21 protein-coding genes are annotated in these 24,212 nt (G+C 70.0%); 7 read left to right on the forward strand and 14 right to left on the reverse strand.

Translation table 11 applies throughout. The features are described from left to right. Window positions 1-27: 27 nt before the first annotated feature. The 5 genes from ACQEVJ_RS33195 to ACQEVJ_RS33215 all read right to left on the reverse strand — a co-directional run bounded on the left by ACQEVJ_RS33195 (window position 28) and on the right by ACQEVJ_RS33215 (window position 9,629). The gene (locus tag ACQEVJ_RS33195) at window positions 28-663 is read right to left on the reverse strand and encodes a hypothetical protein (protein WP_433107966.1); all 636 of its coding nucleotides are present in this window, start codon (window positions 661-663) and stop codon (window positions 28-30) included. Window positions 664-696: 33 nt separating this feature from the next. Further along, the gene (locus ACQEVJ_RS33200) at window positions 697-2,148 is read right to left on the reverse strand and encodes a sugar phosphate isomerase/epimerase family protein (RefSeq protein WP_433107968.1); all 1,452 of its coding nucleotides are present in this window, start codon (window positions 2,146-2,148) and stop codon (window positions 697-699) included. A gap of 644 nt (window positions 2,149-2,792) precedes the next feature. Then, window positions 2,793-3,428, reverse strand: a complete 636-nt coding sequence (locus tag ACQEVJ_RS33205) for a hypothetical protein (RefSeq protein WP_433107970.1) — start codon at window positions 3,426-3,428, stop codon at window positions 2,793-2,795. A gap of 124 nt (window positions 3,429-3,552) precedes the next feature. Continuing rightward, a complete protein-coding gene (locus ACQEVJ_RS33210) occupies window positions 3,553-5,406 on the reverse strand; it encodes an OmpL47-type beta-barrel domain-containing protein (protein ID WP_433107972.1) in 1,854 nt (617 codons plus the stop codon). Window positions 5,407-5,618: 212 nt separating this feature from the next. Next, window positions 5,619-9,629 (reverse strand): ThuA domain-containing protein, encoded by a 4,011-nt coding sequence (locus ACQEVJ_RS33215; RefSeq protein ID WP_433107974.1) that lies wholly within the window; start codon window positions 9,627-9,629, stop codon window positions 5,619-5,621. Between the two features lie 482 nt (window positions 9,630-10,111). Here ACQEVJ_RS33215 and ACQEVJ_RS33220 point away from each other — a divergent pair, with 482 nt between their 5' ends. Together ACQEVJ_RS33220 and ACQEVJ_RS33225 are read left to right on the forward strand one after the other, a co-directional pair. Further along, window positions 10,112-11,347, forward strand: coding sequence for a multicopper oxidase domain-containing protein (locus tag ACQEVJ_RS33220; RefSeq protein WP_433107975.1), 1,236 nt, complete (start codon window positions 10,112-10,114; stop codon window positions 11,345-11,347). A 199-nt stretch (window positions 11,348-11,546) separates the two neighbouring features. Beyond that, complete coding sequence (locus tag ACQEVJ_RS33225; RefSeq protein ID WP_433107977.1) at window positions 11,547-12,542, forward strand: multicopper oxidase domain-containing protein; 996 nt, start codon at window positions 11,547-11,549, stop codon at window positions 12,540-12,542. 95 nt (window positions 12,543-12,637) lie between these two features. Here the strand turns inward: ACQEVJ_RS33225 and ACQEVJ_RS33230 are convergent, their stop codons facing one another. After that, a complete protein-coding gene (locus ACQEVJ_RS33230) occupies window positions 12,638-12,961 on the reverse strand; it encodes a hypothetical protein (protein ID WP_433107979.1) in 324 nt (107 codons plus the stop codon). Window positions 12,962-13,017: 56 nt separating this feature from the next. On the opposite strand from ACQEVJ_RS33230, the gene ACQEVJ_RS33235 reads away from it, so the two are divergent. Both ACQEVJ_RS33235 and ACQEVJ_RS33240 read left to right on the forward strand, forming a co-directional pair. After that, window positions 13,018-13,278: a hypothetical protein gene (locus tag ACQEVJ_RS33235; protein WP_433107981.1), complete on the forward strand. Its 261-nt coding sequence runs from the start codon at window positions 13,018-13,020 to the stop codon at window positions 13,276-13,278. 30 nt (window positions 13,279-13,308) lie between these two features. Further along, entirely contained in the window at window positions 13,309-13,503 is a 195-nt protein-coding gene (locus ACQEVJ_RS33240; RefSeq protein WP_433107983.1) for a hypothetical protein, read from the forward strand. On the opposite strand, the gene ACQEVJ_RS33245 is transcribed toward ACQEVJ_RS33240, so the two are convergent. Then, entirely contained in the window at window positions 13,493-14,671 is a 1,179-nt protein-coding gene (locus ACQEVJ_RS33245; RefSeq protein ID WP_433107985.1) for an ROK family transcriptional regulator, read from the reverse strand. The two genes, ACQEVJ_RS33240 and ACQEVJ_RS33245, sit on opposite strands and share 11 nt — an antisense overlap. A gap of 234 nt (window positions 14,672-14,905) precedes the next feature. Between ACQEVJ_RS33245 and ACQEVJ_RS33250 the strand changes: the two genes are divergently transcribed. The 3 genes from ACQEVJ_RS33250 to ACQEVJ_RS33260 all read left to right on the forward strand — a co-directional run bounded on the left by ACQEVJ_RS33250 (window position 14,906) and on the right by ACQEVJ_RS33260 (window position 18,158). Beyond that, the gene (locus ACQEVJ_RS33250; RefSeq protein WP_433107987.1) at window positions 14,906-16,807 is read left to right on the forward strand and encodes an endonuclease/exonuclease/phosphatase family protein; all 1,902 of its coding nucleotides are present in this window, start codon (window positions 14,906-14,908) and stop codon (window positions 16,805-16,807) included. Window positions 16,808-16,873: 66 nt separating this feature from the next. After that, a complete protein-coding gene (locus tag ACQEVJ_RS33255) occupies window positions 16,874-17,338 on the forward strand; it encodes an RrF2 family transcriptional regulator (RefSeq protein ID WP_030510650.1) in 465 nt (154 codons plus the stop codon). Window positions 17,339-17,372: 34 nt separating this feature from the next. Next, window positions 17,373-18,158, forward strand: coding sequence for an Fpg/Nei family DNA glycosylase (locus ACQEVJ_RS33260; RefSeq protein WP_433107989.1), 786 nt, complete (start codon window positions 17,373-17,375; stop codon window positions 18,156-18,158). Window positions 18,159-18,845: 687 nt separating this feature from the next. Here ACQEVJ_RS33260 and ACQEVJ_RS33265 read toward each other — a convergent pair. From ACQEVJ_RS33265 to ACQEVJ_RS33295, 7 genes are all read right to left on the reverse strand, one after another. After that, the gene (locus ACQEVJ_RS33265) at window positions 18,846-19,202 is read right to left on the reverse strand and encodes a helix-turn-helix domain-containing protein (protein ID WP_079311978.1); all 357 of its coding nucleotides are present in this window, start codon (window positions 19,200-19,202) and stop codon (window positions 18,846-18,848) included. Between the two features lie 254 nt (window positions 19,203-19,456). Then, window positions 19,457-19,951: a CinA family protein gene (locus ACQEVJ_RS33270; RefSeq protein WP_433107992.1), complete on the reverse strand. Its 495-nt coding sequence runs from the start codon at window positions 19,949-19,951 to the stop codon at window positions 19,457-19,459. Continuing rightward, window positions 19,948-20,670 (reverse strand): CDP-diacylglycerol--glycerol-3-phosphate 3-phosphatidyltransferase, encoded by a 723-nt coding sequence (gene pgsA / locus ACQEVJ_RS33275; RefSeq protein ID WP_433107994.1) that lies wholly within the window; start codon window positions 20,668-20,670, stop codon window positions 19,948-19,950. Before pgsA ends, ACQEVJ_RS33270 begins: the two co-directional genes overlap by 4 nt. After that, on the reverse strand, window positions 20,667-22,079 hold the full coding sequence (gene rimO / locus ACQEVJ_RS33280; protein ID WP_433107996.1) for a 30S ribosomal protein S12 methylthiotransferase RimO: 1,413 nt from the start codon (window positions 22,077-22,079) through the stop codon (window positions 20,667-20,669). Before rimO ends, pgsA begins: the two co-directional genes overlap by 4 nt. A 30-nt stretch (window positions 22,080-22,109) precedes the next feature. Continuing rightward, on the reverse strand, window positions 22,110-22,829 hold the full coding sequence (locus ACQEVJ_RS33285; protein ID WP_433107998.1) for a helix-turn-helix domain-containing protein: 720 nt from the start codon (window positions 22,827-22,829) through the stop codon (window positions 22,110-22,112). 159 nt (window positions 22,830-22,988) lie between these two features. Beyond that, window positions 22,989-23,387, reverse strand: a complete 399-nt coding sequence (locus ACQEVJ_RS33290) for a hypothetical protein (RefSeq protein WP_433108000.1) — start codon at window positions 23,385-23,387, stop codon at window positions 22,989-22,991. Between the two features lie 58 nt (window positions 23,388-23,445). Then, window positions 23,446-24,117 carry an oxidoreductase gene (locus ACQEVJ_RS33295; protein WP_433108002.1) on the reverse strand — a complete coding sequence of 224 codons (672 nt, stop codon included), beginning with the start codon at window positions 24,115-24,117 and terminating at the stop codon, window positions 23,446-23,448. Window positions 24,118-24,212: the final 95 nt, after the last annotated feature.

Raw genomic sequence — 24,212 nt, forward strand, 5'->3', positions numbered from 1 at the left:
AGCGGGCGACGGCGTCCCGCCCGCGGCTCAGGACTGGTTGAACAGTGAAAGCGTCAGGGTGGAGTGGTACTCCCCGGCGGCGACGTCGACCGGGGTGCGCAGGGCGAGGTCGGCGTTGACCTGGGAGGTGCCGATCTCGTCGGCGGAGTTCGCGATCGAGGCGAGCAGCTCCTGGCCCTCCAGACCCACCGTGGGGGCTCCGGTGCCGTCGGAGATGACACTGGAGACCGGCTCACCGGCCGACACCGCCCCGGTGGAGGAGTCGCTCAGCAGGCGCGGCTTCCATCCCAGGTACTCCGGGCCGATGGTCTTGGCGGAGTCGCCGGTCGCGGTGAACTGGCTGGACTGGCCGACCACCGCCCAGAACTCGCCCGCGGGGATCTCCTCGGGCAGGCGGGTGTCGGTCACCGTGACCGTCGGCAGGGTGCCGGTGAACTGGCGGGCAGCGGCATCCGAGCCGTTCTCCGTGAGGGCCACTCCGTTGTTGTCGGCCACGGTCATCGACAGTTGACCGGGAGTGCGGATGGGCTCGATGTTCACCGACACGTCGATGCCGTTGCCCGGGTCGTCATCCGCCATCGCGGGACCGGCCACGCCGACACCGGCGAGCGCGACACCGAGCACCGACACGGCGAGTATCTGGGCAGCTCTCTTGGTTTTCATGCGATTACTCCATCTGTGGGGGGCGGGGCCCGGTCAGCCGCAGCTGATCGCGTTGTACGTGGCGTCGTAGGACGTGGTGACCTGCTTTCCACCGATCGTCGCGGTCCCCGTCACGGTCACCTTGCCCGCGCCGATCTGTCCGGCCCGCGCGTTGAACGACTGGTACGCCTGCTTGCCCGGAGCCACGTCGGCCACGGTCTTGGAACCGTACGGAGTCGTCAACGTCACGGTCACCGGCACGTCGCCGTCGTTGACCGCCGTGACCGCCACGTACGTCGACGTGCCCACGCAGCGGGACGAGGCGGTAACGGTCAGCGGGACCTTGTTGCGAAGCGCCGACATGTTGGCGTAGCTCAGCGCCGAGAACTCGAGGGACTGGCCGGGGTTGTTCGCGCTGCCCGGGGCGTTGTCCTGCTCGTACATCGGGTTGACGCGACCCCTCTTCGGGCCCCCGGAGAAGAACTCGGCGTAGTCGATGTTGCCGGTGCCGAACGGCACCATCTCGTAGCCGTCGGAGGTCGCCGTGTTGATCTTGCCGTCCTTGGCGTGGAACAGCGGGAACCGCTCGTCGGCCTTCTTCACGACCCCCAGCGGGTCGAAGATGTTGGTTTGCGTCGACCCGTCGGGCGCGGTGAAGGTCTTGTACTTGTACTGAGCCACGTGCGCCCAGTAGATGTCCATCTCCAGGTGGACCCGCGCGGGGTCGGTGATCTGCAGGAAGTACTCGAGCCTGCGGATGCCGGAGGAGCGGGTCGGACGTCCCTGCCCGTCGAGCGGCCCGCTGTCGAGCAGGAAGCTGTAGGCGACGTCGTGGTTGTGCGTGTACAGCTTGAGGCCGGCGTCTTTGGCGAGGGCGCCGAGCTGGTTCCACTTGTCCGCCGCGACATCCCAGTCGGCCTTGTAGGCGCTGCCCGTGGGGTCGGAGCCGGTGCCGACGTGCTCCATGCCGAGAATGTTGGCGATCTCCAGGTGGAGCTTGAAGCGGTCGATGTCGGCCTGGGAGAGCGGCCAGGAGCCGGGGATGAAGCCGTGGTTGCCCTGGGCGCGCAGGCCGTTGTCGTCCAGCCATCCGCGCAGCAGGCGGGCGCCCGCCACGCTCTCCAGGTTCGCGCCGCCCTCGGCGTTCGCGTGCTGGCTGTAGCCGGCGAACTCGACCTGCGCGTAGCCGATCTTGCCCAGCTCCTCGAACGTGCGCCGGAAGCCGGCGGGCAGGTTCGGGTCCGCGAGCGGGTTACGCGCGATGACGTCGCGGACGGTGTAGAGGATGATTCCTCGCTTGGCCGCCGGAATCAGCGCGTGCTGGTCACCCTTCGTCTCGCCGCCCTCGCCGAGGCTCGCGTGGGCGGCCGAGGAGAGCAGGCCCGTCGCCGAGAGGGCCGCCACCGCCGTGACACCCGTCGTGGCCGCGAGGAACTGGCGCCGGTTCAGCCCCAGCCTGCGGCGCAGCATCTGCCCGGTCTCATTTTCTTCTTCGAACGCACTCATCGTTGTGCCAACTCCATGTCTTGCCAAGTCCATCTGCGTGAAGAACCTTGATCCCCCGATGGCGCGGCGAGCCGCTGGTGCCTCCTCGGAGCGGACGAAACGGTCGGGGGTGACGGCCCCCACCGCGGCGAGTTCGTGCCGCGGCTGGTGCCGTTCGCCTCCTCCGCCCCACCTTTACCGTTTGGATGACTTGGCCAGGAAGCTACGCGACTTTGTGTGAGCTGTGAAGACTGTTCTGTCGAGATCCGCATAACTTTTTCTCGATTGAGATTAAAGTGGCGGCCAGCGGCCCGAAGGTCGGCTAGACACGGGCTGGATGCGCTCACGGCGGACTCAAGCGGTGGGAATCCGGTCAGAGCGTGTCGGAGAAGACCTCTTCGCGGGCACGGTCGAGCGCCGCGACGATCGCGCCGCGCAGCACCGGTTTCCCTCGACCTCGTGTAGGCGCTGGCCGGGTTCACTCCGTACAGGGCGGCGCTCGGCCCGCGGGCTGACGCGCGGGCCGCGGTGGAGCTGCTGAGCGGTGGTCCCTTGGCGGTCAGGTAGCCGTCGTTGGCGTCGATCGCGGGTGGATGTCCGGGACGCGTGCCAGACTCGCACACGTCCCGGACATCCACAGCGGGCGACGGCGTCCCGCCCGCGGCTCAGGACTGGTTGAACAGCGACAGCGTCAGGGTCGAGTGGTACTCCCCGGCGGCGACGTCGACCGGGGTGCGCAGGGCGAGGTCGGCGTTGACCTGGGAGGTGCCGATCTCGTCGGCGGAGTTCGCGATCGAGGCGAGCAGCTCCTGGCCCTCCAGACCCACCGTGGGGGCTCCGGTGCCGTCGGAGATGACACTGGAGACCGGCTCACCGGCCGACACCGCCCCGGTGGAGGAGTCGCTCAGCAGGCGCGGCTTCCATCCCAGGTACTCCGGGCCGATGGTCTTGGCGGAGTCGCCGGTCGCGGTGAACTGGCTGGACTGGCCGACCACCGCCCAGAACTCGCCCGCGGGGATCTCCTCGGGCAGGCGGGTGTCGGTCACCGTGACCGTCGGCAGGGTGCCGACGAACTGACGGGCGGCGGCATCCGAGCCGTTCTCCGTGAGGGCCACTCCGTTGTTGTCGGCCACGGTCATCGACAGCTGACCGGGAGTGCGGATGGGCTCGATGTTCACCGACACGTCGATACCGTTGCCCGGGTCGTCATCCGCCGCCGCGGGACCGGCCACGCCGACACCGGCGAGCGCGACACCGAGCACCGACACGGCGAGTATCTGGGCAGCTCTCTTGGTTTTCATGCGATCGCTCCATTTATGGGAGGCATGGGGGGCGGCCGGCCGATCGGCCGGCCGCCCCCTGTTCACTACGGCTAAGTAAGGGCGGTGCCCCCGACGCGTACGCCGTGGCCACCGCCGGCCCCGGTCAGCCGCAGCTGATCGCGGTGTAGGTGGCCTCGTAGGACGTGGTGACCTGCTTGCCATCGATCGTCGAGGTCCCCGTCACAGTCACCTTGCCCGCGCCGATCTGTCCGGTCCGCGCGTTGAAGGACTGGTACGCCTGCTTGCCCGGGGCCACGTCGGCCACGGTCTTGGAACCGTACGGAGTGGTCAGCTCCACGGTCGCCGGCACGTCGCCGTCGTTGACGGCCGTGACCGCGACGTACGCCGACGTGCCCACGCAGCGGGACGAGGCGGTAACGGTCAGCGGCGTCTTGGCGGTCGGCGGCGCCACGACGACCGAGAACTTGGCCGTGGCGACGTTGGAGGTGTTGCCCGCCTTGTCGGTGGCCCGGTAGCTCACGGTGTGCGCCCCCGGCTGGTCGACCACGAGCGCCTTCGTGTACAGCGCGAACGGCTGCCCGTCGAGCGAGTACTCGATGGTGTCCACGCCGGAGCCGGCGTCGGTCGCGGTGATCGTCAGCTTGGCGGAGCCCACGTAGTTCCAGGCCCAGTCCATGCTGCCGGTGAGCTGCGCCGACACCGTCGGCGGAGTGGTGTCGTCCTGCTTGGGCGCCACCACGGTGAAGGTCACCGACCCCGTATCGGAGGTGTTGCCGGCCTTGTCGGTGGCCCGGTAGCTCACGGTGTGCTTGCCGACCTGGTTCACCGACACCGGAGCCGTGTAGGCCTGGAACGCACCGCCGTCGAGCGAGTACTCCACCTTGTCCACACCGGACTCGGTGTCGGTCGCCGTGATCGTCGCCGTGGCGGAGCTCACGTAGTTGCCGTCAGCGTCCTTGGTGCCCGACACCTGCGCCGACACCGTCGGCGGGGTGGTGTCCTTCTGACCCGAGTTCGCGACCGTGAAGGTCACCGACCCCACGTTGGAGGTGTTGCCGGCCTTGTCGGTGGCCCGGTAGCTCACGGTGTGCTTGCCCGGCTGGTCGACCACGAGCGCCTTGGTGTACAGCGCGAACGGCTGACCGTCGAGCGAGTACTCCACCGTGTCCACCCCGGACTCGGTGTCGGTCGCGGAGATCGTCACCGTGGCGGAACCCTCGTAGTTGCCGTCAGCGTCCTTCTTTCCCGACACCGCAGCCGACGCCTCAGGCGGGGTGGTGTCCTTCTCCTGCGAGGCCACCACGGTGAACGTCACCGAGGCCGCCTCCGAGGTGTTGCCGGCCTTGTCGGTGGCCCGGTAGCTCACGGTGTGCTTGCCGACCTGGTTCACCGAAACCGGGGCCGAGTACGTCTGGAACTCCCCGCCGTCGAGCGAGTACTCCACCTTGTCCACACCGGACTCGGTGTCGATCGCCGAGATCGTCGCCGTGGCGGAACCCACGTAGTTGCCATCGGCGTCCTTTTCACCCGACACCGACGCCGACACCGTCGGCGGAGTGGTGTCCGAGGGAGTGCCGGGGGAGACCACGAACTCGCCGTACATCTGGCCGTGACCGGGGACCGCGCAGAAGTAGCGGTACTTACCTGGGGTGAGGTTCACCTGAACCTCCCACCGGCCACCGTTGGCGTCAAAGGGGCTGGCCAGGATGTTGACGGCGACGTCGTGGTTGTAGCCGGGGGTGGAGGTGTCGAAGGTCAGGGTGTGCGACATCCCGAACTGGTTGCCGGTCGCTGTGCTGTTCTCGAAGATGATCGTCGCGGGACCGGCGGTTGCCGTGGTCGGCGCGGACTTGTAGCGGGTGAAGTCGGCGTCGGTGGTCCAGACGAGCGTCTGCGCCGCCGCCTGGCTGGCCTGCAGCACCTGCTGCCCCTGAGACTGGGCGCTGGCCCCGGCCGACGACAGCCACAGCGCCGGCAGCGCAACGCTCAGCAGCACCACGGCAAGACGCCGCGCCGCGACTGATGATTTGGTTACTTTCCGTAATTTACCGAAGAGGGCGGTAAGAGATCCGATATGCATCTATCGCTGTACCTCTCGTGAGTCTGCGACCCGGGCCGACGGACGTTGTGCCCCGGCTGAGGTCGGCTGGCCGGGGTGCCGGGCACGGGGAGTGCGCTCCCCGTGCCCGGCACCGCCGGATCACCGAACTAGAGCTCGCGCACGCGGACGTTGCGGAACTCGGCCAGGTCGGTGTTGCTGTGGTTCTGCAGCCCGATGAACCCGCTGATGAACTGACGCAGGTCCGTGTCCGGGTCACCGCTGCGAGACGACTTCTTGCCCGGAACGTTGTCGAACTCGTTGATCACCACGCCGTTGCGGATGATCGTGTAGTGCTGTCCGACTGCCCGGATCTCGTAGTCGTTCCACACGTTCTTCGGCGTCGGCTTGGCCTTGTCCAGCGTGTTCGGCTGGAAGTTGTAGACCGAGCCGGTCTTCTGGGCCTCGCCCGTGTCGCCGTCGTAGATCTGGATCTCGTGGCCACAGTAGACCCCGACCCATGCCTGATCCGTGCGGGCCGACCCGACCGTCCCGCAGCTCGTGCTGGGACGGTCGTCCAGCGGGGTCCTCGTGTCGGGGAACCGAACGAAGACTCCGGTGTTGGCGCGAGTCGTCCCGGGCGCGATGTCACGGAACTTCAGCCTCACCGAGAAGTCGGCGTATGCCTTCTTCGTGTAGACCAGCATTCCCATGCCGCCGGACGTGCGCATCGTGCCGTCCGGCTGCAGGTTGAACTGTCCGGCCCCTGCCATGGTCCAGCCCTGGAAGGACTGCGGAGTCCCATCGAAGATGGTCTCGTAGCCCTTGGTCTTGCCGATGTTGGACTGGCCCGCCGCCTTGCTGATCGCGGAGGCCTCCTTGTCGTCGATGACGCCGTCCTTGCGGAGCTGGGTCACGACATCGTTGAGGTGGCTCACGAAGTCACTCTGGTTCGACCAGGTGCGCTCGTCGTCGATCAGGTCGTTGATCGTGCAGCCGCCGCCGGCCACACGGTTGGCAACGCCGGTGTCGGTGTCCAGCAGCATGACGTTGGGCCGGGAGTCGGGCGCCGGGCAACCGGTGTTGACGTCGATCTCCCCGGTGGCCACCTCACCGTTGGCGTAGGTGACCTTCAGCTTCGCCTTGTAGCTGCCGAGGTTCGCGTAGGTGTGCGTCGGGTTGGCCTCCGTCGACTTGCTGCCGTCGCCGAAGTCCCACTCCCACTTCACGCCGCCGGCCTTCGTGTTGGAGAACGCCACTGTCTTCGGCGCGCTCTCCCGGACGGGCCGCGCCGTGGCCTGGCTCGGGTTCGGCGTCGCCGGACCGCCCTTGTAGCTGATGCGGATCAGCTTCTGGTTGCTGCTGAGCGTGAAGAAGCCGCCGCCGTAGTCGAGCATGTAGAGCGCGCCGTCAGCGCCGAACTTGGCGTCCATCCAGTCCTGGAGCTGGGTGCCGCTGCCGCCGGGCTGGATGATGCTGCGCACGTCCTCGGCGAAGGCCGGCGGAGCCATGTCCTTGACCGTCTTCGGGTCAACGGTGACGGCGACCCGGTTCTGGGAGTTGGACTCGTCACCGATGAACCACTTGTTCTCCCAGTACGCCGGCCACGCGACACCGCTGTCGGTGTCGGCCTCGGAGCGGTGGTAGGTCGGCCCGGACATGATCGCCTGGCCGCCGCCGCTGAGGTAGGGCTGGGTGAGGGTCTCGTCGCCCAGCTTGTAGGTCGGCAGGCCGCTGCCGTCGTCCCGCTTCGGGTAGACCGGGCCGCCGCCCTGCGGCGAGAACCAGATCATGTTGTTGCGGGCCGGCGGGATGTCGACCAGGCCGGTGTTGCGAGGTGACTCGTTCTTCAGGTTGTCGCAGTCGTACCAGCCGGCGGGCTGACTGGCGTCGACGTTGCTGCGGTCACGGTAGGGCTGCTTGTTGCCCATGCAGTACGGCCAGCCCTGGTTGCCGGCCGAGGTGATGATCGTCCCGGTCTCGTACTTCGCCGGGCCCCAGATCTCGCTCGGGACACCGGCGTCCGGACCGACCCATCCGGCGGTCAGCCAGTTGTTCACCTTGTCGAACTGGATCCGCGAGACGTTGCGAACGCCCATCACGTAGATCTCCGGGCGGGTCTTGCCGCCGCCCTCTTCGTCACCCGTGAACAGGTTGCCCTTGGGGATCGTGTACGTGCCGTCCGGCTCCGGGTGGATCCGGATGATCTTGCCGCCCAGGTTGTTGGTGTTACCAGCGGTGCGGCGGGCGTCCTGGAACGACAGGCCCTTGTAGTCCTGGGTCCAGTTGTTCCCGGCGTAACCCGCCCCGGCGCCGCCGGAGGAGTTGTTGTCGCCGGAACCGACGTAGAGGTTGCCCTCCTTGTCGAAGGCCATGCCGCCACCCGCGTGGCAGCAGCTGTGGATCTGGGTGTCCCAGTGCAGCAGGTCCTTGCGAGTGCTCTGGTCGATCGTCTGGGTGGCGGAGTCGTAGGTGAACCGCGAGATCGTCCGCTGGCCGATCCGCTTGTCCCTGTCGATCGACTCGTGCGGCATCCAGTAGACGTAGAGCCAGCCGTTCTGCTCGAACTTGGGGTCGGGCACGATGCCGAGGAGGCCTTCCTCGTTCTTGACCAACTCGTCGCCGCTGCCGCGGTTGCCCATCACGGCGAGCGTGGTGAGCAGCTTGACCTGCTTGGTCTTCGGGTCCCACTGGTGGATCGTGCCACAGCCGAGGCCGACGTTGGGGTTGTCCCAGCTCACGACCGGACCGGTCGGGCAGGCCGCCCTGCCGATGTAGAAGACCTTGCCGTCGGGTGCGACGGTCAGGCCGTGGGGCTCGCCGATCTGGTCGAGCTGACCCGACTTGTTCGTCGTGGTCAACCGCTCGGTCACGTAGTTCGACGCGATGGTCGCCTGGCAGTCGCCGCGGACCAGACCCGCCGCCCACTTGATGGCGCCGCCGAGGTGGCTCTGGAACTGCTTGTCGCTGGTGTAGCTCGCCTCGGTGCCGCCCATGCCGGTGTAGAACGACCGGCCGCCGTCGTAGTCACGGCACCACGAGATCGGGTGGAACGGGCCATTGCCGTTCAGGCCCGCCTTGTAGAACCGCTCCTCGACCTGCGCGACCGTGTGGACCTTGCCGAGCGGGTTGGGAGCCCAGTTCATCCACTGGTCGGACCGCTTGACGGTGAGTGGCTGCCCCTCGTTGGCCGGGTGCTGGCGGTCGGTGAAGTCCACCTGCGCCTCCTGCACCTCGGTCTCCGGAGGAGGACCGGCGGTGGGGCCGAACAGCCGCAGCTCGGCCAGCTGGATCAGCGGCTCACCGCTGTTCGCGGTGATGTCCAGCTTGTACCACGGGTACGCCGTGGTGTTCTCAAACTTGTATTCCTTGGTCTGGAACCGCTGCGGGAAGGTCTCATTGGTCCGCTTGTCCAGGTCGACCCAGGTCTGCCCGTCCTGCGAGCCCTTCAGCGTCCAGTTCTTCGGGTCACGGCCCTGGTAGTCGTTGGCCGAGGTCAGCGCATAGTGGGCGACCACGACCGGCTTCTCCAGCCGCACCTCGGCCCACCCGGTGTTGGCGCGGGTCAGCCACTTGGTGTTGTTGTTGCCGTCGATCAGCTGGGCCCTGGCCTCACTCGGCGGGTTCTCCCCGCTCACCCTGATCTCGACAACCTTCTCGGCAGGGGGAATGCTGCCGGCGGGGCGAGTGCCGACCAGATCGGTGAACCAGGAGGAGTCCGCCTGTGCGCGCACGGCATCGTGGACGCCGACGAAACCGCCTCCGTCCCTGATGAACGTCTGGAACGCGGCCTCTTGGGCGGCGTTCAGCGTCACACCCTTGGCCGACAGAAACACCACACCGCGGTAGCGTGCCAGGTTCTCAGAGGTGAAGACCGACGGGTCCTCGGACACGTCGACGGAGAAGCCGTTGGTCTTGCCCAGGTCCTTGACCGCCGCCGCGGCCTGCTCGACCGGATCGTCCTGCTTTGCCGCCGGTCCGTGGAACACCAACACGGTGACCGGGGCGTCGGCGGCCTGCATATGTTCGCTGTGACCGGCCGGGGCCGGGTCGGCCGGTGTCGGCGCGGCCGCGGCGGGTAGCGCCGCCATTCCCATGGTCAGGGCGACACTTGACACTGTGATCACGGCGCGGCGCCAGGCCGGTGGTCGGGGCCGTGCGAAGAGGTCTCTTCGACCCATCGTCCGCTCCTTTTGCTGGGGGGTACAACAGCAACCTTCGGAAGAGCTACCTGATCAGCCGCAGTGGTCACCGGGCTTGCGACGTCGGACGCGGCGCCGACCTTGTTGATCTCCTTGTCCCTGCGCTGTTGATCATTCCGGTGACGGCAGTGGTGCCGTGACGTCCTGCATCCCTCCGAGGCTGGTAGCCGACTCCTCAGGCGCTTTGGCTGGAAAGTAACAGTCAGGCGGCACTTCGTCCAGACTCGTGAAAAAGTTGTGCGCTTCGTTACCATACTTATCGAAGAACCAGCAAAAGTCTCCTCACCTATCGACAAAAGTGCCCTTTCGCCTGCGCAAATACCTCCGGACCGGCACGTCCCATCTGCGCACGCCGACCTCGAGATCCCAACACCACGTCGTATCCGCCGACTCGCCATCGGCATCAGGGACCATCCTCAGCTCGCCGCACCCAGGCGAGCGCCGTCACCGATTGGGGAACCATGACCGAGAAAAGCAGCGACGTGGCGCGACGCCTGCTCTCCCGGCGCGCCTTCACCGCCACCGCGGCGACAGCCGCCGCGATCGCGCCGTTCGTCGTGGCGAGTCAGGTCAACGCGGAATCGCCCGAGAAGACCGCGGGCAACCCGGCCAACGCGCAGGGCGACGTCCGCCGCATCACCCTCTACGCGGAGAAGCTGCCGGACGGCCAGCTGGGCTACGGCCTGGAGCCCGGCAAGCCCACGATCCCCGGCCCCCTCATCGAGATGATCGAGGGCGAGACCCTCGAGATCGAACTGGTCAACAACACGGACGTGACCGCCAGCCTGCACGTGCACGGGGTCGACTATGAATGGAACAGCGACGGCACGCGGATGAACAACAGCGTGGTGGAGCCGGGAGGCCGGTACGTCTACACCTGGCGCACCCACGCCCAGACCGACCGCCCGGGCGGCACCTTCGAGCCCGGCAGCGCGGGCTACTGGCACTACCACGACCACGTCGTGGGGACCGACCACGGCACGGGCGGCATCCTGCGCGGACTCTACGGGCCACTGGTGGTACGCCGGAAGGGTGACGTGCTGCCGGACAAGACCTTCACCGTCGTCTTCAACGACATGAAGACCAACAACCTCGCTCAGGCGCCCAACTTCGCCGCCAAGCTCGGCGAGCGAGTGGAGTTCATCGTGATCACCCACGGGAACTTCTTCCACACGTTCCACATCCACGGACACCGCTGGGCCGACAACCGCACCGGCCTGCTGGAAAGCCCGCAGGACCAGAGCCGGATCATCGACACCAAGACCACAGGACCTGCCGAGTCGTTCGGCTTCCAGGTGATCGCCGGCGAGCGCGTCGGCCCCGGGAAGTGGATGTACCACTGCCACGTACAGAGCTATTCCGATATAGGGATGTCCGGGGTGTTCACGGTGACCGAAGCGAGCGAGAAAGTGCCGCTGACCGTTACCGCCTCGTCCCGCTGCGTGGGCACGTCGACGTACGTCGCGGTCACGGCGGTCAACGACGGCAACGTGCCGGTGACCATGACGTTGACGACTCCGTACGGTTCCAAGACCGTGGCCGACGTGGCCCCGGGCAAGCAGGCCTACCAGTCCTTCAACACCCGGGCCGGACAGATCGACGCGGGCAAGGTGACCGTGAAGGGGACCGCGACGATCGGTGGCAAGCAGGTCACCTCGTCCTACGAGGCCACCTACAGCGCGATCAGCTGCGGCTGACCTGGCCTTCGAAAGTTCCCTTCTACCCGAGCGAATTCCTCCGGACCGGCATGCCCATCGCTCCGCAGGCCGGCCTCGAGATCCCAACACCACGTCGTATCCGCCGACTCGCCATCGGCATCACGGACGACCCTCAGCTCGCCGCACCCAGGCGAGCGCCGTCACCGATTGGGGAACCATGACCGAGAAAAGCACTGATATGACGCGACGCCTGTTCTCCCGGCGCGCCTTCACCACCACCGCGGCGGCAGCCGCCGCCGCGATCGCGCCGTTCGCCGTGGCGAGTCAGGTCAAGGCGGCGCCGGCGGACAAGACCGCGGGCAAGCCGGGCGGCCTCCGCCGCATCACCCTCTACGCGGAGAAGCTGCCGGACGGCCAGCTGGCTTACGGCCTGGAGCCCGGCAAGCCCACGATCCCCGGCCCCCTCATCGAGATGATCGAGGGCGAGACCCTCGAGATCGAACTGGTCAACAACACGGACGTGACCGCCAGCCTGCACGTGCACGGGGTCGACTACGAAACGAACAGCGACGGCACGCGGATGAACAACAGCGTGGTGGAGCCGGGAGGCCGGTACGTCTACACCTGGCGCACCCACGCCCAGACCAGTCGCCCGGACGGCACCATCGAACCCGGCAGCGCGGGCTACTGGCACTACCACGACCACGTCGTGGGGACCGACCACGGCACGGGCGGCATCCTGCGCGGACTCTACGGGCCACTGGTGGTACGCCGGACGGGCGACGTGCTGCCGGACAAGACCTTCACCGTCGTCTTCAACGACATGAAGACCAACAACCTCACTCAGGCGCCCGACTTCACCGCCAAGCTCGGCGAGCGAGTGGAGTTCGTCGTGATCACCCACGGGAACTTCTTCCACACGTTCCACATCCACGCGCACCGCTGGGCCGACAACCGCACCGGCCTGCTGGAAGGCCCGCAGGACCAGAGCCGGGTCATCGACACCAAGACCACAGGACCTGCCGAGTCGTTCGGCTTCCAGGTGATCGCCGGCGAGCGCGTCGGCCCCGGAATGTGGATGTACCACTGCCACGTACAGAGCCATTCAGACATGGGGATGGCCGGGACGTTCTGGGTGACCGACGCGCACGGGAACGTGCCGGGCCACTCCATGGACGAGATGTCGGGCCACTCGATGAGCGGCATGTCAGGGCACTCCATGGACGGCATGTAACGGCGACGTCATCGGCCTGGACGCGGCCGACGCGGGGGCCCGCATCGCGACGTACGGCGCGGCCCGCGCCAACGCCCCGGCGGCCGTCGAGCTGCTCACGGCGTGAACGCCTCGGGCACCGCAGCCGCGCCGCGCGTACGAGGGGAGCGGACGACCGCGTAGAGGATCGCGGCGGCGACCTGGACGACGGCGATCCCGAGCAGCACGAGCGGCGCGGGCAGCCCGGCGGACAGGCCGGCGGACAGGCCGGCCACGGCGGACCCGCGGGCCGCTGCCGTGATCTTCAGGCCCGCCCCCAGTGTGAACACCTGGGGCCGCAGCCGGGACGGCGCGTGGTCCGCCCGGATGCGCAGCGTGGCGCTCAGCAGCGGCCCGTCGAACAGCCCGGCGAGGGCGAACAGCGGCACCGCCCAGGTCACCGAAGGCGCGAACGCGGCGACCGCCAGGGCCGCCGAGGCCGAGGAAGGCCAGGCAGGTGGCCGAGGTGATCGCCCGGAGCTCCCGGGTGCGCCACACGACGGCGAGCCCCGCCACGAGGTCGCCCCGCAGCGTCGGCCGCTCCTCCGTGTCCTGCCGGCGGCGGTGGGGCAGCAGGGCGACGAGCACCGCCGCGCACGCCGCCGCCGCGCCCACGACCGCCATGGCCGGCGCGGGCGAGGCCAGGCCGGTCACCACGGTCACCACGAGAGGGCCGGTCGCGGACGCCGCGTTGAACACGGCGGCGTCCAGGGCGTAGGCGCGGTCCCGCGAGGGGCGCGGCGAGCACGTGGGGCGCCATCAGGGCGGTGAGCACGAACGCGCCCTCGGCCGCGCTGCCTGCCCGGTCGAGGGCGAGCAGGACGGCCGCGACCGCCACACCCTCCTCGGCCAGCCTGGCGAGCAACGCGGTGACCAGATAGAGCCGCACTCCGGCGGGCACGCGACCTCCATCGGCGGCCTCGTCAGCCTCTTCAGGAGGTGAAGATCTCTTCTCGGGCCTGGTCGAGCGCGGCGAGGACGGCGCCGCGCAGCACCGGATTGCCCTCCACCTCGCTCGTGACGACCTGCGGCGGGACCGGGCAGATGCGCGCGACCGCCTCTTCCACGCGGGTGGTCAGCGCCGCCCCGCCGGCCCGGCAGACCTCCCCGGCCAGCACCACGAGACCGGGGTCGAGCACCACGCACACCGACGCCACGCCGAGGGCGAGCCGTGAGGCGACCTCGTCGAGCAGGGGCTCGCCCGCGGCCCCGGCCGCGACGGCCGCGGTCACGCAGTCGGCGGCGGTGTCCCCGGCGAAGCCGTGCTGACGGGCCAGTTCGGTGACTGCCTCGGAGCTGACCAGCGACTGCAGGCCGCCCCCGAGCGACGGCAGGCGCCCGGGGACCGCCCTCACGTCGTCGGCGAGCGGCACCCCGGGAACCGGGAGATAGCCGATCTCCCCCGCGCTGCCCGACCGGCCCCGGTGCAGCCGCCCGCCCAGCACGACGGCCAGGCCGATGCCCCGGCCCACCCACACGAGCACGAAGTCGTCCACCTCCTGGGCGGAGCCCTTCGCGCGTTCGGCGATCGCGGCGAGGTTGACGTCGTTCTCGATCGTGACGTCCCGGCGCAGGTCGCGTGCCAGCGCCTCGTGGATGCCCTCGTGCCACTGCGGCAGGTCGAAGGAGAACCGCACATCGCCGGTGCGGGGATCGACGACGCCGGGCGTGCCGATCACCACGCCGTGCAGCCGCGACAGCGCCACCTTCGCGCTCCTGCAGGCCTTCACCACGGCCGTGTGCACCAGCGAGACCGGGTCGTCCTGCCCCTCGGGAGAGGCCGTCACCTCGGCCACCACGTCGCCGTTGATGTCGGCGATCGCCGCCGACACCCGGTCGGGGCCCACTTCGAGCCCCGCGACGTACGCGCAGGAGGCGATCACGCCGTACAACGCGGCGTTGGGCCCCCGGTTGCCCGCCTGCTCTCCCACGACCTCCACCAGGCCGCGCTCCTCCAAACGCGCCAGCGTCTGGGACGCGGTGACCTTGGACAGGCCGGTGAGCTCCCCGATCTGGCCGCGCGTCAGCGGACCCGAGGCGAGCAGCAGTTCCAGGGCGGCCCGGTCGTTGATCTCCCGGAGCAGCCGGGGCACGCCAGGACGTCGCTCCATACTCCTGCTTCCCATCGTCTGAGTCTCCGGCTCGCCGTCGGTGCGCCCACGCACGCCCCTCCGGTTCGCTCGGCCCCCGGTGGCGCTTCGGTCATGCACGCCCGTGAATGAATAACAAAGGTTTAAAGCAAGCTTAGCGAGCGGACAAGGGCGGGGAACGCCCCAGGTCGAACGTTATTGGTAACGCTCCCACTATTCATGAGGATGGCTCATATGAATCCGGAGGGAGCGCCCATGACCGAGACGGCCAGGCAGCCGCGCACCACACCGCGCCGGGGGCTTCCCGCTCCCCCATGGCCACTGGTCATGCTGGTGACGGGCGTCGCACTCCTGTTCGACGTGGTGCGGGTGTTCCTGCCCTCCCTCATCACCCTGTACGGCAGGGCGGGCGAGACCGCCCCCGAGAGCATGGGGATGTACGCCGCGCTGTGGTTCGTCCTGCCGTTCGCCGCCGTCCCCGCGGCGCGGCTCGCGTCACCCCGGATCGTCGGGACGGCGGGCGCGGTGGCGCTCGTCGCGGCCCGGCTCGGCCTGCAGGCCTCGGACGGGGGCACACCCCAGCTGCTGCTCGCCTCCGCCGGGGTAGCAGCGGGCCTGATCTTCCTCTACGGCTGCGCGCGGACGACGGCGGGCACGTGGGTGCCCGCCGGGCTGATCGGCGGCCTGGCCGGCGCGTCGATCGTCCACCTGGCCCTCGACCGGGTGGACCTCGTCTGGCGGGACGGGCCGCTGCCCTGGCTCGCCGTCGTGGCGCTCTGCGTCGCCTTCCTGTGGTCCGTACGGCTCTCGCCCGCGTCGCCCGGCCCCGCCCCGGCGGCCGTGTGGTTCGCCTTCGGCCCGATGCTGATGCTCGCGGGCATGTACTGCGGCGGCCCGGCCATACTCGCGCAGGACACCGGGCAGCACAGCGCGCCCTTCACGGCCCTGGCGGTCGCGCTCCAGGTCGCGGCGCTGTGCGCGGCCGTCGTCTACGCCTGGACCACGTCGTGGGGCTGGACGGCCGGGCTCTTCCTGGTCGCCGGGGTGGCGGCGGCGGAAAGCGGCATGCAGGGCCTGCCGGCCCTCGTGACGACGGTCGCCCTCGGGGCCTGCGCCGGCGCCGCCGGGCAGCACACGGGCGCCGCCGCGGAGAGCGCGGGCGGGCGCGGGGGCGTCGCCGTGCTGGGCGGGATGCTCGTGTTCCTGGCCGGGGCGTTCCTCTACTACGCGGCCTTCGACGCCGACCTGGGATTCCCCAACGCGGTGGTCCCGGTGGCGGTGGCCGTCCTGGTCGCCGCCGTCGCCGTACGCGCGGGCAGGCGGCACCGGACCGCCCCGGTGCGGCGGGCTCCGCGCCGATGGGCGTCGCCCGCGCTGTCCCTGGCCCTGCTGACCGGCCTCGTCACCTGGCAGTCGCCCCCCGCCACGAGAACGATCACGGGGAACGAGTTCACGCTCGTGGCATACAACATCCGGATGGGCTTCGGGCTCGGCGGGCGGCTCGACCTCGACCGCATCGCCGCCTGGGCCGCGACGCGGCGTCCCGACGTGGTGCTGATGAGCGAGGTCGACCGGGGCTGGCTGCTGAACGGCGGGCACGACGACCTGGCGAGGATCGCCCGCGGCCTGGGCATGCGCTACTACTTCGCCCCCGCCGCGGACCGCCTCTGGGGCGACGCGCTGCTCACGAACCTGCCCGTCGCCGAGATCGGCTCGACCCGGCTGGGGCGGCACGGCTACCCGACCGGTGCCCAGGCCCAGTCGATCGTGCTGGAGGTCGGCGACCACGAGGTGGGGATCGTGAACACCCACCTGCAGGAGCCGCGCGGGCAGGCGCCCGAGGTCGCGGCGATCGTCCGGGGGCTCGCCGCGAACACCCTCCCGCCCGGGATCGGTGTGGCCGATCCGCGACCGGTGATCGTGACGGGAGACCTCAACACGACGCCGTCCGACCCGCAGATGCGCGTGCTGGAGGCCGCGGGCCTGTCCGACCCGCTGCGGGCGCTCGGCGACCCGCCGACCTCGCCCGCCGACGCCCCCGTGCGGCGCATCGACCACGTGCTGATCTCGGACGGGCTCACGGCGGTGGCGGCCGACGCGCCCCGGGTGCCGTTCTCCGACCACCTCCCGCTCGTCGTACGGCTGCGCCTGGATTAGGCCCGTCCGGGCCCCGTTGGCAGGCGGGCGTCCTACCGATGCCAACCAGGCGGGATAATCGACTACATGCGACTTTCTGCCCGTGTCGACTACGCCCTCCGTGCCGCCGCCGAACTCGCCGCGGCGGGTGAGGGACCCACCACGGTGGGCGAGCTGGCCAAGGAGCAGGAGATGCCCCCCAAATATCTGGAGAACATCCTGCTGCAGATGCGCCGCGCCGGCCTGGTGCGCGGGCAGCGGGGCCCAGAGGGGGGCTATGTCCTGGCACGGCCGGCCAGTCAGATCTCGCTCGCCGACGTGATCCGCGCGGTGGACGGGCCGCTGGCCAACGTGCGGGGCGAGCGGCCCGAGCACGTCGGCTACCAGGGCGCCGCCCAGGCGCTGCAGCAGGTGTGGATCGCGCTGCGGGCCAGTGAGCGGGCCATCCTCGAGGCGGTCAACCTGGAGCAGATCGCCAAGGGCGAGCTGCCGCCCCGGGTGACCGAGCTCGCCGCCGACCCGGCGGCGTGGGACTCGCACATGCCGGTCTGAGCCGCCTGTACTCGATCCTCCTGGGAGGAGAGCCGTGCCGGAGGGTGACGCCGTCTACCGGACCGCCAAGCGGCTCAGGCAGGCCCTGGACGGCCGGAGGCTGACCCGCAGCGACTTCCGGGTGCCCCGGTACGCCACGGCCGATCTGCGTGGCCGGACGGTGCTGACGACGATCTCGCGCGGCAAGCACCTCCTGACGCGGGTGGAGGGTGGGCTCACGGTCCACACCCACCTGCGCATGGAGGGAAGCTGGCGGGTTGGCCCGGCGGGCCGCACGGCGCCGAGGGGCGACGTGGTCCGGCTGATCCTCGCCAACGCCCAATGGCAGGCGGTCGGCACGCGGCTGGGGATGGTGGATCTCGTGCCCACCGACCGCGAGGAGCGGGTCGTGGGGCATCTCGGCCCGGACCTGCTCGGGCCGGACTGGGACGCCGCCCTGGCCGTACGGAACCTGCTGCGCGCCCCGGAACGGACGATCGGGGAGGCGCTGCTCGACCAGCGCGACCTGGCCGGCATCGGCACGATCTGGCGGGCCGAGACGCTGTACGCCGCGCGGGTGTCCCCGTGGCGTCCGGTGGGGTCGATCCCGCCGGACGAGCTGGAGGCGCTGGTCTCGGTCGCCCACCGTCTGATGGGCGCGAGCAAGGACGCCCCGCTTCCGGTGACGACCGGCGATCCGCGCCCCGGGCGGTCGCTCCTCGTGTACGGCAGGGCACGCCGCCCGTGCCGCCGCTGCGGCAGCCCGATCAGCGGCGGGGAGATGGGACCACAGCCGACCGAGCGGCTGATCTACTGGTGCCCCGCCTGCCAGCAGGACTGAGAACCGACAATAGGGCGGGTAGGTACACACGAAGGGGATCCCGTGCCGCCCACCGCCGCCCGCGTCACGCTGCTCGTCCTGTACACCGACCGGCTGGAAGAGTGCCGCGCCTTCTACGGCGCACTCGGCGTCGGATTCACCCGGGAGCGGCACGGCCGAGGTCCGCAGCACTACGCCGCCGTCCTGGCCGACGGCACCGTGTTCGAGTTGTATCCGGCGACGACCGAGCGCAGAACCGGAGCCGTACGGCTCGGTCTTCATGTGGATTCATGTGGACGGCGCCGCCGCCGAGCCGCGGTTGGAGCCCGGCCGGCACCTCTTGACCGACCCGGACGGCAGGGTGGTCGAGATCCAGGCAGCGTGATCACGATGGTCGGAAGCGGGGAGCCCGGGACGGAGGCCGGGGATCGGGCCGCGAGGCCGCAAGGAGATGAGGGGCCGGACGAACGCGACCAGGCGGGAACGGGCCGAACGGGCACGGGCCGCACGAAAACGGGAAACGGGCCTGCGGGGGCCAGGCGCCCGCCCGTGGGATCGGGACAGGGCACCCGGGTCCGGGGCGACCGGACTGCGAGCGCGGGCCACGCCTGGCCTTCTTGCCGGGCGTGCCTTATGGGGTCTGCGGGGACGGTCGGGCGAGGTCGCGGAGACGCCGTCCGCCGGCGCGGCGGGGCGTCGAGACGCCGCCTAGGCGGCGACCATGTCCTTGACCTCGGGGAAGCCCTCGAATTCCGGCCCCGAGGGGACGGTCTCGGGGATGGGCAGGCGCTCGTGCTCGGGCAGCTCTGCCAGCACGGGGGCGGCCTGCAGTTCGGCCAGCGCGAACTGGTCGGACACCTCGCGCAACACCTGGGACAGCGGGACCCCGAGCGCGCCGCAGATCGAGGCGAGCAACTCGGAGGAGGCTTCCTTCTGACCGCGCTCGACCTCGGACAGATAGCCGAGTGAGACACGCGCCAGGGTGGAGACCTCGCGAAGGGTGCGATTCTGCCGCACCCTCAGCCGCCGCAGTACGTCACCGAGCAGCTGACGCAGCAGGATCATCTGTCGCTCCCTCCCCAGGGGGGGCGCCTTCACGACGCCTCGCGCGGTGGGCTCGTGTCGCCCCTTCTTCATCTGCCCTTCGTACATACGCCTCGCCGTCATCATGGGTTCGCTCGGCCCCTTCGCCGGGCGTGCGCCTGTCTTGCTCCTCGCCGATGGCTCACGGACCTCACTCACAGCTTCCACCGTACCTGTAGAGGGCGACACCGCGGCAGACCGAGGCGAGCATGTTCGCTGGGGACGTAACGCGGTAATCACCCCGAATGTTCCCCCAATTTTGCCTTCAGCACACCTTCCAGCAGCTTCAACGCCTCCTGACAGGTGGCAGTTCTGATCCCGTCCCTGTTTCCGGTCAACCGCAGGTCACGATGCCAGAGCCGCTCTCCCGGCCCCGCCAGCGCGATGTGGACCGTGCCGACCGGCTTGCCGTCCTGGGGATCGGGGCCAGCGACCCCGGTCACCGCCAGGCCGTAATCGGCGTCCGTGAGCTTGCGCACTCCGGTGGCCATGGCCGCGGCCACGTCGGGGTGCACCGCTCCCTCCCTGTCGAGGAGGTCGGACGGGACGTCGAGGAGGCTCGACTTGAGGTCCGTGGCGTAGGCGATCACCCCGCCCCGGAAGGCGGCCGAGGCCCCCATCGGACCGGTCATCGTGGCCCCGATCAGGCCGCCCGTGAGCGACTCCGCCACGGCGACCGTCGCGCCCTGGCGGACCAGCAGGGACAGCACCTCGCTCGCCACGCCCATCATGACGCTCGCGCGCTCCTCGCCACCTGCCGCAGCCGCACCGCCCGCACCACGTAGTCGGCGCCGGTCCCCACCGTGACCACCAGGGCGAGGCCCATCGCCGCCCACCTGATCAGGTCGGGCACCCCCGGCACGATGTAGAGCGCGATGGCGACGATCTGCAACACGGTCTTCACCTTGCCCCCGTAACTGGCCGGGATAACCCCGTGCCGGATCACGAGGAAGCGCAGCAGCGTCACCCCGGCCTCGCGGGCGATGATCACCAGGGTGACCCACCACGGGATCTCGCCGAGGTACGACAGGCTGAGCAGCGCGGCGCCGATCAGCGCCTTGTCCGCGATCGGGTCGGCGATCTTCCCGAAGTCGGTGATCAGCGCGTACTTCCTGGCGAGCCAGCCGTCGAGCTGGTCGGTGAGGGACGCCAGCAGGAAGACGCCGAGGGCCGCCAGGCGCCAGCCCTCCCCGTCGACGAACAGGAAGACGGTGAAGACGGGGACGATCGCCAGCCGGGCGATGGTCAGGACGTTCGCGATGTTCCAGGTGCTGACGCGGCGCACCGTGACCTCTCCGGCCACGTCGGCGGACGGCGGCTCGGGCGCCGTGAGGCCGTCGTCCGGCGCGGCGGGCACGACGGGCACGGCAGCGACCGGCGGCGCAGCGGGCTCCGGTGTCATCTCTCCCGGGCCCGCCACGTCCACCGGCGGCTCACCGCGCTCCGTCATGTGCCTGCCTTGATCCGGGCGATGAGGTCGACTCCCTCGGAGTCGACGGCGACCGCTTGGACGATCTGGCCGGGGACCAGGCCGATCCCCTGGACCGTGACCGCCCCGTCCACCTCGGGGCCCTGGTGCGCCGCCCGGCCCTCGTATCCGCCGTCGCCGAGGTCCTCCTCGATCAGGACCTCCAGCTCGGTGCCGATGCGCTCCTCGGCCCGCTGGGCGGTCAGCTCCTCGGCGAGCTCGGTCAGCGTGGCGACCCGCTCGTCGATCACGTCCTGGTCGAGCTTGCCCTCGAAGCCGTACGCCTCTGTGCCCTCCTCGTCGGAGTAGCCGAAGACGCCGATGACGTCCAGCCTGGCCTCCTCCAGGAAGCCCACCAGCTCGTCGAACTCCTCCTGGGTCTCCCCCGGGAACCCCACGATGAAGTTGGACCTGATGCCCGCTTCGGGCGCGCGGTCGCGGATCTGCGCGAGCAGGTCGAGGAACCGCTTGGGGTCGCCGAAGCGCCGCATGCGCCGCAGCACGGTGCCGCTGGCGTGCTGGAAGGACAGGTCGAAGTAGGGTGCGACCCCCTCGGTGGAGGCGATCACGTCGAGCAGCCCGGGCCGCAGCTCGGCGGGCTGCAGGTAGCTGACCCGCACCCGCTCGATGCCCTCGGTCGCGGCCAGCGGGGGCAGCAGCTTCTCCAGCGCGCGCAGGTCGCCCAGGTCCTTGCCGTACGACGTGGAGTTCTCGCTGACCAGCACGAGCTCCTTGACGCCCTGGCCGGCCAGCCAGGCGGCCTCGGCGAGCAGGTCCTCCGGCCGGCGCGAGACGTACGAGCCGCGGAAGGCAGGGATCGCGCAGAACGTGCAGCGCCGGTCGCAGCCCGACGCGAGCTTCAGCGAGGCCACCGGCCCCGAGCCGAGCCGCTTGCGCAGCATGCGCGGGCCGCTGGCGGGGGCCACGCCCTCGGGGAGCGCGTCGTCCTGGCCGTGACCGGGAATGTGGGCCTGGGCGGCCGAGCGCTCCACCGGCGTGATCGGCAGGAGCGTGCGGCGGTCCCGCGGCGAGTGCGGGACCAGCGGCCTGCCCGCGATGACGTCGTCGAGACGCTCCCCGATCTCGGCGTAGTCGTCGAAGGAGATCACGGTCGCCTCGGGAAGAGCGTCGGCGAGCTGCGCGCCGTACCGTTCGGCCATGCAGCCCGCCGCCACCACCTTCGCGCCCGAGTCGGCGGCGGCGAGCAGGGTGTCGATAGAGTCCTTCTTCGCCGAATCGATGAAGCCGCACGTGTTGACGACGACGATGTCGGGATCGTCGTCATCGGTGTGCCAGCCGGCGGCCTCCAGCCGCGCGGCCAGCTCCTCGGAGTCGACCTCGTTGCGGGCGCAGCCCAGCGTGATCAGCGATACGGTTCGGCGAGAAGACATGATGCGAACTACGGTATCGGCAGTCGGCGATTAACGGGGACTCGGGCTGCCCGCGTCGAAGGTCCGCCGGATCATCTGACCGTCCCTGCCGAGCGTGCCGACGTCCTTTCCGTTGACCTCCAGCCGCACCGCCCCCGCGTCGCCGACGGTCACCCGCATCCGGTCCTTGGCGGAATAGGTCGTGGTCTTCCCCTCGGGCAGCGTCCCCTGGAAGATCTCGTGGCCCTTGGCGTCCTTGACGTTGATGTAGGCCGGCTTGCGCGCGGTGACCTTCACGACCACGAGGCCGGGCGCGACGGCCTCCTCGAGGGTCTTCTTCTCGTGACCCTTCTCGTGACGCTCGTGCGCGTGCGGCGCGTTCACCGGAAGCTGGGCGGCCGTCGGGCCCGTCTTCCCTCCGGATCCCCCGAGGATCCGCGCGATGACGACGACCGCGACGATGGCCAGGGCGACCGCGATGGCCATCGTCCAACTGGGGGCCCTGCGGGCCCGCTCGCCCACGTCGCCCCTGAACACCGCCGACGCCTTGACCGGAGACGCGATGTCGGCGTTCTCCTGCCCGTACTGCCGCAGGATCTCGTCCGGGTCCAGGCCGAGGTCTGAGGCGATGGTCCGGATGTGCCCGCGCGCGTAGAAGTCGCCCACCGAGAAGTCGTCGCGCTCGAAGCGTTCGATGACGGTCTCGCGGATCCGCGTGCGCTCGCTGAGCTGACGCACGGTCAGTCCGGCGCGCTCACGGGCTTCGGCCAAAACAGCACCAACGCTCATCGTTCCGCCCCCCTGTCGTCAACCGCACCGTCTTCCAGCTCGCCCCACGATGCGTAGTTAGTCACATTCAATCAGCAACTGACTACGGAGGGTACCCACAGGTGGACTCCGAGCAACTACCCTGTCACCTTCGCAACGGTTTCAGGGCGAGACGAGAGGAACGCGGCTCAGGCGGCCCCCGTGCGGGTCGTGAGCGACGATCTCCAGCCGGGCGATCCGCTCGGCGTCATCGAGGTCGAAGCGGTAGTCGAGGTCGACGGGGCTGCCGGGGAACGTTCCCTCCAATCGGCAGGTCACGACCGTCCACCCGGCCACGCCGCCGGCGCGGGCGGACAGCGGCGTCACGGTGTAGGTGTACTCGCCCGCGACACGATCGAGCCACCTCCTGATCTCGCCTGTTCCCTGGTAGTCGCGTCCGTCGTCGGTGACGTGCGCGGCCTCGGCGAAGCACACCATCGCGGCGGCGCGGTCGCCGCCGGTGGTCAGGCGCATGTAGGCGCGGACGGCGTCCGGGCAACCGGCGAGCGGCGAGTTCGCCATGGTGGGTTCCTTCCGATGGTCGTGAGTGGAGCGGTCGCCTCTTGCCGAGGCGGAGCGGTCAGACGGTGGGGACGGTGCCGCCGTCGACGAGATAGTCGGCGCCGACGACGCTGGCGGCGGCGTCGGAGACGAGAAAACCGACCACTTCGGCGACTTCGCGGGGTTCGGCGAACCGGCCGAGCGGGACGCCGCCGAGGGCGTCGATCAGTGACGTGAGCGCCGCCTGCCGGTCGCCGTCGAACCGTACGGCGAGCCGGTCGACCAGGCGGTCGGCGGCGGGGGTGCGGATGCCGCCGGGCGAGACGGTGTTGACGCGCACACCCTGGGGCGCGAGCTGGTTGGCCAGGCCGAGGCTGTAGGCCCGCAGGGCGGCCTTCGCCGCGGCGTACCCGAGCGTGCCGTTCCACAGGGGCATGCGTGCCTGGATGGAGGCCACGTGCACGATCGCGCCGCGACCGGCGGCGAGCATCGACGGCACGATCGCCCGGTCGAGTCGTACGGCGGCCAGGAGGTTGAGGTCGAGCTCGCGCTGCCAGTCGGCGTCGCCGAGCGTCGCGAAACCGCCGCCGGGCGCGCTCGACCCGCCGGCGACGTGCACCAGGATGTCCGGCACGCCCTCGGCCGTGACGGTCTCGGCGACGGCCGCAGCGGCGTCGGGAGAGGCGAGGTCGGCGGCCACGAACCGGTCCGCGTCCCCGTGCGGATCGGGGTTGCGGGCGATGGCGGTCACCACTGCGCCGGGGCCGCTTTCAGGCGAGTGACGACGGCGGCGCCGGTTCCCTTCGTCCCGCCGACGACGACCGCGTGGCGGCCTTTCAGCGAGAG

Origin of the sequence: Microbispora sp. CA-102843 (assembly GCF_050936215.1) — a bacterium.
Lineage (GTDB): Bacteria > Actinomycetota > Actinomycetes > Streptosporangiales > Streptosporangiaceae > Microbispora.

Bases quoted from the DNA above. Each gene is read 5' to 3' on its own strand.
- ACQEVJ_RS33195 (WP_433107966.1), bottom strand. From the start codon at position 663: ATGAAAACCAAGAGAGCTGCCCAGATACTCGCCGTGTCGGTGCTCGGT.
- ACQEVJ_RS33200 (WP_433107968.1), bottom strand. From the start codon at position 2,148: ATGAGTGCGTTCGAAGAAGAAAATGAGACCGGGCAGATGCTGCGCCGC.
- ACQEVJ_RS33205 (WP_433107970.1), bottom strand. From the start codon at position 3,428: ATGAAAACCAAGAGAGCTGCCCAGATACTCGCCGTGTCGGTGCTCGGT.
- ACQEVJ_RS33215 (WP_433107974.1), bottom strand. From the start codon at position 9,629: ATGGGTCGAAGAGACCTCTTCGCACGGCCCCGACCACCGGCCTGGCGC.
- ACQEVJ_RS33220 (WP_433107975.1), top strand. From the start codon at position 10,112: ATGACCGAGAAAAGCAGCGACGTGGCGCGACGCCTGCTCTCCCGGCGC.
- ACQEVJ_RS33225 (WP_433107977.1), top strand. From the start codon at position 11,547: ATGACGCGACGCCTGTTCTCCCGGCGCGCCTTCACCACCACCGCGGCG.
- ACQEVJ_RS33245 (WP_433107985.1), bottom strand. From the start codon at position 14,671: ATGGAGCGACGTCCTGGCGTGCCCCGGCTGCTCCGGGAGATCAACGAC.
- ACQEVJ_RS33250 (WP_433107987.1), top strand. From the start codon at position 14,906: ATGACCGAGACGGCCAGGCAGCCGCGCACCACACCGCGCCGGGGGCTT.
- ACQEVJ_RS33255 (WP_030510650.1), top strand. From the start codon at position 16,874: ATGCGACTTTCTGCCCGTGTCGACTACGCCCTCCGTGCCGCCGCCGAA.
- ACQEVJ_RS33265 (WP_079311978.1), bottom strand. From the start codon at position 19,202: ATGATCCTGCTGCGTCAGCTGCTCGGTGACGTACTGCGGCGGCTGAGG.
- ACQEVJ_RS33270 (WP_433107992.1), bottom strand. From the start codon at position 19,951: ATGATGGGCGTGGCGAGCGAGGTGCTGTCCCTGCTGGTCCGCCAGGGC.
- pgsA (WP_433107994.1), bottom strand. From the start codon at position 20,670: ATGACGGAGCGCGGTGAGCCGCCGGTGGACGTGGCGGGCCCGGGAGAG.
- rimO (WP_433107996.1), bottom strand. From the start codon at position 22,079: ATGTCTTCTCGCCGAACCGTATCGCTGATCACGCTGGGCTGCGCCCGC.
- ACQEVJ_RS33290 (WP_433108000.1), bottom strand. From the start codon at position 23,387: ATGGCGAACTCGCCGCTCGCCGGTTGCCCGGACGCCGTCCGCGCCTAC.